Origin of the sequence: Bacillus cereus group sp. BfR-BA-01355, from assembly GCF_022663675.1 — a bacterium.
GTDB lineage: Bacteria > Bacillota > Bacilli > Bacillales > Bacillaceae_G > Bacillus_A > Bacillus_A thuringiensis_S.
In genome coordinates, this window is sequence record NZ_JAKUFY010000198.1 from 1 (window position 1) to 5,238 (window position 5,238).

Below are 5,238 nucleotides of genomic sequence, written 5' to 3' on the forward strand. Positions count from 1 at the left end.
CGTACCAGCCGCTATTGCTACAATATCTATCCAGCCACTCACATCACACTGGTTATGTTTATCATTCCCCACTGCTGTCACCGTACCGTCTCGTTTAAGACCAACAGTATGAAGATACCCAGCCTTGACCGATACAATACCTCGCCAGCTACTTACATTGCATTGACCATATCGATTATTTCCCACAGTCGTCAATGTGCCGTCCAATTTAAGACCGACTGTATGCCAGTCACCCGCTGTGACTGCCACAATACCTTGCCAACTGCTTACATTGCATTCTCCTTCTTTATTTCGGCCCACCGCTACTACCGTGCCATCCGATTTAAGGCCAATAGTACGACGCCACCCTGCCGCAACCGCTACAATATTATGCCAATCGTTTACATCACATTGTTCATGCTTATTCCAACCCACTGCTATCGCAGTATTGTCACATGTAAGACCGATTGTATGAGCATTACCTGTGTTCGTCGCCATATGAACATTGCCTGCTGCAACTGCTTCAATATCTCGCCAGCCACATACATTGCATTCTCCTTCTTTACTCCGGCCCACCGCTACTACCGTGCCATCCGATTTAAGACCAACAGTATGACCACGCCCCGCCGCTATCGTATCTTTTGGCCATCGCTTCAATTTTTCTTTCGGTAAAATGTAATCCATGTTTTACCTCCTTGCATATAAGCAACTGTATCATAATAGATATTTTTATCAAATTTCATTATAAATCTACATTTACAAAGAAAGCTTATTTTACTTCTTCAAAAAATAAAAACCTCCAGTTTAAATACTAGAGGTTTTCTCGTTATTTCTTCAAGCGGTCAATAAAATCGTTCAATTTATCTAGCGATTTCATATTCAGATTGCAAGCTACACCATCTTTGCAAATGTAGTTTCCCTTTTTAACGAAAGTTCCTGGTACATCACCTTTAATTTCAACTAAAAACATCCCTACTTCTTCATGCCCATGACATAATGAACAAATACTTTTTTTATTTAAACTTTGGAACGTTCCTTGCAGACCAACAAACTTATTTTTATCATTTTTCGCTATAATAAATTTCCTGCTTGATCCTTTGTCAATCCAGCTTAAATAAGATAATTCTTTCATATCCAGTTCTTCCATATCGGGAAGTTTTAGCTTTTTTGCTTTAGGAAATAATTTTTTTAATGTTTGTGCTGTAACTTCTTGAAACGGAATTACATACGGATTTATTTTCATTAAAAATGATTCTGCATCTTCTCTATTTTGAACTGTTAATACCGTATCAATTAACTCTTTCTGTTCATCGGTTAAATTCTCAAATACATGTATTATCTTTTCAATCGCAAGTGATTTTAACGCTTGAATTACACCTCTATCGTTTGCCGTTGCATGCCCGTTTGCTAAAATATAAGCTTGTGATTTTATAAAATTATATTGATCACTTCTAATAAACGCTTCCATCTTTATCACTCCATACAAATTGTTGATCTAGTTTTATTGTATACAATGATTACGTTTTTTGATATGTAAAAGATAACTTAGAAACAAACATTACATACATCACTTATTCTCTACCGCTGCATTTCCTGACAAAAGAAGCCATCATCTGTTTTCCATTCCGCATATAATACGTCTTCAAATTTAGTAATTCCTTTTTGCTTTATTTGTTTATAAAGCCACCCTTCATCAAATCCTGCTTCCCTCAAATTATCCTTAACTACTTTCCCATCACTAATTAATGAAATTGGTAAGTATACAGGCTTATGTTTTAAACTTAAATCATTTATAGTAGGAGATTCGTATTTACTTTTTTTCAGAACGCTTATGTTTCCATTAGGTTCCAATATCATATATTCAACTTCTCGGATTGAAAATATATCTTTTTGTTGCCTAAGCATTTGTTGTAATTGGTTTATATCCAAATGATTCGATTTTAATTGATCTCTGTCAATATATCCATTACGAATAATAATAGAAGGATATCCTTCAAAAAACCTTCTTGTCCCCCTATATTTTTGCGTTATCACTTCTATTGCGTAAATTAATACTGTCCATACTAGTACCGCATATAAAATGGACCAGACTTTCACTTCAGGGTCATATATCGTATTTCCAACCAATTCTCCGAGTACAATGGCAGAAATAAAATCAAAAGGTGTTAGCTGCGATATTTGTGTTTTCCCTAATATTTTAGTAGCAATTAATAAAACAAAAAAACCAACAAAAAGTTCTATCGTTATTTGTCCAAGATGATTCATATATGTTCACCTTTCTGCTTTTCACTCAAATGTTATGTATCCAATTTAGTAAAAAATGGCACATTGTCGCTATTATCATGTCCATTCACATCCAATAAATACAAAACAAAAAGAGTCTGATTCAAAGTAATATATGAATCAGACTCTTTTCCTCTTATTTAGAATACACAATCTTTTTAATCGTTTCCCCAGAAAGAAAATATTCTTCTGCAAGTTGATGAATAGCAATCCCACTTTTAAACGCTTCTTTAATTGCTTTATTTCTTTCATCTAGTTGTTTTCTTCCGCCAGATCGTGTACCCCATTTATAATGTTTCGTTTCTTGTTTCGGAATGTAAATTGTTTCACCTTGTATATACTTTTGAATTTCAGTAATTAAACTCTCTGGTAAAACAGCATTAGCTTTTACGTATTTCATTTCTGCTCGCCCCTTATTTTTTATGGTTCATTTCAATAAGGTGCAAAGCCAAATATAAAAAATGATACGAGCTCATATAGGCGATTGTATATTACTTGTCTACCTCACGCAAAGTATCGCCATTTCCATACTTGGCTTTGCATGAGACGTTGCAGTGTCTGGCAATTGAATTATAATCGCCATATAAACACCTCCTAATATACCTTTTGCATTTTATTATATGATAAAATCCCTCTCCTTGCATCTTCATACTTTTTCAGCAATAAATAATTAATTTTGATATAATACTTTTTATTGAATCAAAAATCATTGTGAGGTTACGTTATGAGGAAAAAAATTATCATTACAATCGTTACACTATTCTTTATTATCACGGCATTATTCGGAACATACAAATTGATGAACGCAAGAAGCTTTCAATTATTTGGAGATTTAACACAACGCGTAGAAACAAATGAAAAAGTGATCGCTTTAACTTTTGATGATGGCCCTACTAACAATGTAAAACAAATATTACCGTTACTAGATAAATACAACGCTAAAGCTACTTTCTTTTTAATTGGAAATGAATTAGAGAAAAGTCTATCATTAGGAGAAGCTATCGCGCAATCTGGGCACCAGCTTGGAAACCATACATATTCTCATAAAAGAATGATTTTCAAAACACCTTCTTTTATTAAAGATGAAATAGAAAAAACGAATTCATTAATCCGCCAAACAGGATTTACAGACGAAATTGATTTTAGACCGCCTAACGGAAAAAAATTAATTGGACTACCCTATTATTTAAATAAAAATAATATTGAAACGATTATATGGGATCTTGAGCCCGATACTTTTTATAAATCTGCGGCTGATAAAATTAAATATGTTAATAAAAATGTAAAACCAGGTTCTATCATTTTACTGCATTCTATGTATGATGAGTCTGATGACAATTTAAAAACGATTGAAGGTATTTTAGATTCTTTATCTAAGAAGGGCTATCAGTTCGTAACAGTAAATGAATTGCAAAAAAGAGCAAAATAAAAAGAAAGGTAGCGTATCTTTGTATGATACGCCACCTTTCTTTTTATATAATGCCAAGTACATTTAAGAATACGATAATAATCGCAATTGGTGCGATATAACGAAGTAAGAATAACCATAATACGAATAGTTTATAACCTTTATTTTTACTTACACCTAGCTCTTTCATTAATACATCTTTCTTCATTTTTAAAGGAACAAAGATAGAAACTAATAATACACCAAGTGGCATTAATACGTTACTTACTGCATAGTCCGCTAAATCAAAGACTGTCTTTCCGAAAATCTTCAGATCACTTAATATACCGAATGATAATGCTGATGGTACCCCAACAACGAAGATTAATAACCCTACGATTAAGGCCATTTTTTCACGTTTCCCTTTACCTTTTGATGTTAACGACGCAACACTAATTTCTAACATCGAAATTGCTGATGTAATCGTAGCGAAGAAGAATAGTAATAAGAAAACGATGAAGAATAATTTTCCGAATGCCATTTTACTGAAAATAGCTGGCAATACGATAAATAATAGTCCTGGTCCTTGAGATGGTTCCATTCCGAATGCGAACACAACTGGGAAAATTGCAAGTCCTGCAAGTAATGTAATAACAAGAGTTAATGCTACGATAGAAAATGCTGAACGTGGTAAGCTTTCTTCTTTCGGTAAGTACGAGCTATACGTTACCATAACGGCTACCCCGACAGATAACGAGAAGAACGATTGCCCCATTGCGTATAAAATAACTTCTGATGTTACATGTGAGAAATCAGGTTGTAAGAAGAAACGAACTCCTTCTCCAGCACCATCTAATGTAAGTGCACGAACGATTAATACAAAGAATAAAACGAATAGTGCTGGCATGAAATATTTATTTACTTTTTCAACACCATTTTGTACACCTTTACTTACGATGAAAATAGTAATAAGAATGAATAATAGCTGTGATCCAACTGCTAAATATGGATTGGAAATGATTTCACCAAACGTAGCTTCGTATGCTCCATTTCCTTCCCATAGTCTACCTGTAATTGCATTCCATAAATATAATAAAATCCAGCCTCCTACAACACTGTAAAAAGAAAGTAATATGAAACATGTTACAATTCCTAATTTACCTAACCAAGGCCATAACGTTTTAGGAGCAATCTCTCTATATGCATCAACAGCCTCTTTTTGTGTACTTCTTCCAATAACAAATTCAGCTAATAATAGCGGTAAACCAATTAATAATGTGAAACCGATGAAAATTAGGAAGAACGCTCCGCCTCCTCCAATGCCGGCCATATATGGGAATTTCCAAATCGCCCCAAGACCAATTGCCGAACCTGCTGCAGCTAATACGAAACCTAATTTCGATGTCCATTGCTGTGAATTCATTTATTAATCTCCTCTCTGTCTCTTTTTCTTTGTTACAATTCGGTATTTATATTGTTCTATCAATACTCTTTTCTAATACGTTCACTTCCTCCCTAATAATAAAAAACGCCCCTACGTAAATACGTAGGGACGACAAAAATATCGCGGTACCACCCTAGTTGTGAAG

The 5,238-nt window shown here is 34.1% G+C and carries 6 protein-coding genes; 1 reads left to right on the top strand and 5 read right to left on the bottom strand.

The annotated features are described in order from the left end of the window. The 4 genes from MR167_RS30365 to MR167_RS30380 form a co-directional block, all read right to left on the bottom strand. Window positions 1–663: RCC1 domain-containing protein (locus MR167_RS30365; RefSeq protein WP_242316164.1), on the bottom strand; the 663-nt coding region annotated here is incomplete at its 3' end. A gap of 142 nt (window positions 664–805) precedes the next feature. After that, window positions 806–1,447, bottom strand: coding sequence for a FusB/FusC family EF-G-binding protein (locus MR167_RS30370; RefSeq protein ID WP_000387066.1), 642 nt, complete (start codon window positions 1,445–1,447; stop codon window positions 806–808). 110 nt (window positions 1,448–1,557) lie between these two features. After that, window positions 1,558–2,244, bottom strand: a complete 687-nt coding sequence (locus MR167_RS30375) for a DUF421 domain-containing protein (protein WP_001015971.1) — start codon at window positions 2,242–2,244, stop codon at window positions 1,558–1,560. A 154-nt stretch (window positions 2,245–2,398) separates the two neighbouring features. Further along, window positions 2,399–2,662, bottom strand: a complete 264-nt coding sequence (locus MR167_RS30380) for a CD3324 family protein (protein ID WP_000878325.1) — start codon at window positions 2,660–2,662, stop codon at window positions 2,399–2,401. A gap of 324 nt (window positions 2,663–2,986) precedes the next feature. On the opposite strand from MR167_RS30380, the gene MR167_RS30385 reads away from it, so the two are divergent. Continuing rightward, window positions 2,987–3,691 carry a polysaccharide deacetylase family protein gene (locus MR167_RS30385; protein WP_001227581.1) on the top strand — a complete coding sequence of 235 codons (705 nt, stop codon included), beginning with the start codon at window positions 2,987–2,989 and terminating at the stop codon, window positions 3,689–3,691. 43 nt (window positions 3,692–3,734) lie between these two features. Here the strand turns inward: MR167_RS30385 and MR167_RS30390 are convergent, their stop codons facing one another. Beyond that, window positions 3,735–5,072, bottom strand: coding sequence for a sodium-dependent transporter (locus MR167_RS30390; protein ID WP_001088187.1), 1,338 nt, complete (start codon window positions 5,070–5,072; stop codon window positions 3,735–3,737). Between the last annotated feature and the right edge of the window lie 166 nt (window positions 5,073–5,238).

Excerpts from the sequence above, each read along its gene's own strand:
- MR167_RS30370 (WP_000387066.1), bottom strand. The coding sequence starts at position 1,447 with ATGGAAGCGTTTATTAGAAGTGATCAATATAATTTTATAAAATCACAA.
- MR167_RS30375 (WP_001015971.1), bottom strand. The coding sequence starts at position 2,244 with ATGAATCATCTTGGACAAATAACGATAGAACTTTTTGTTGGTTTTTTT.
- MR167_RS30380 (WP_000878325.1), bottom strand. The coding sequence starts at position 2,662 with ATGAAATACGTAAAAGCTAATGCTGTTTTACCAGAGAGTTTAATTACT.
- MR167_RS30385 (WP_001227581.1), top strand. The coding sequence starts at position 2,987 with ATGAGGAAAAAAATTATCATTACAATCGTTACACTATTCTTTATTATC.
- MR167_RS30390 (WP_001088187.1), bottom strand. The coding sequence starts at position 5,072 with ATGAATTCACAGCAATGGACATCGAAATTAGGTTTCGTATTAGCTGCA.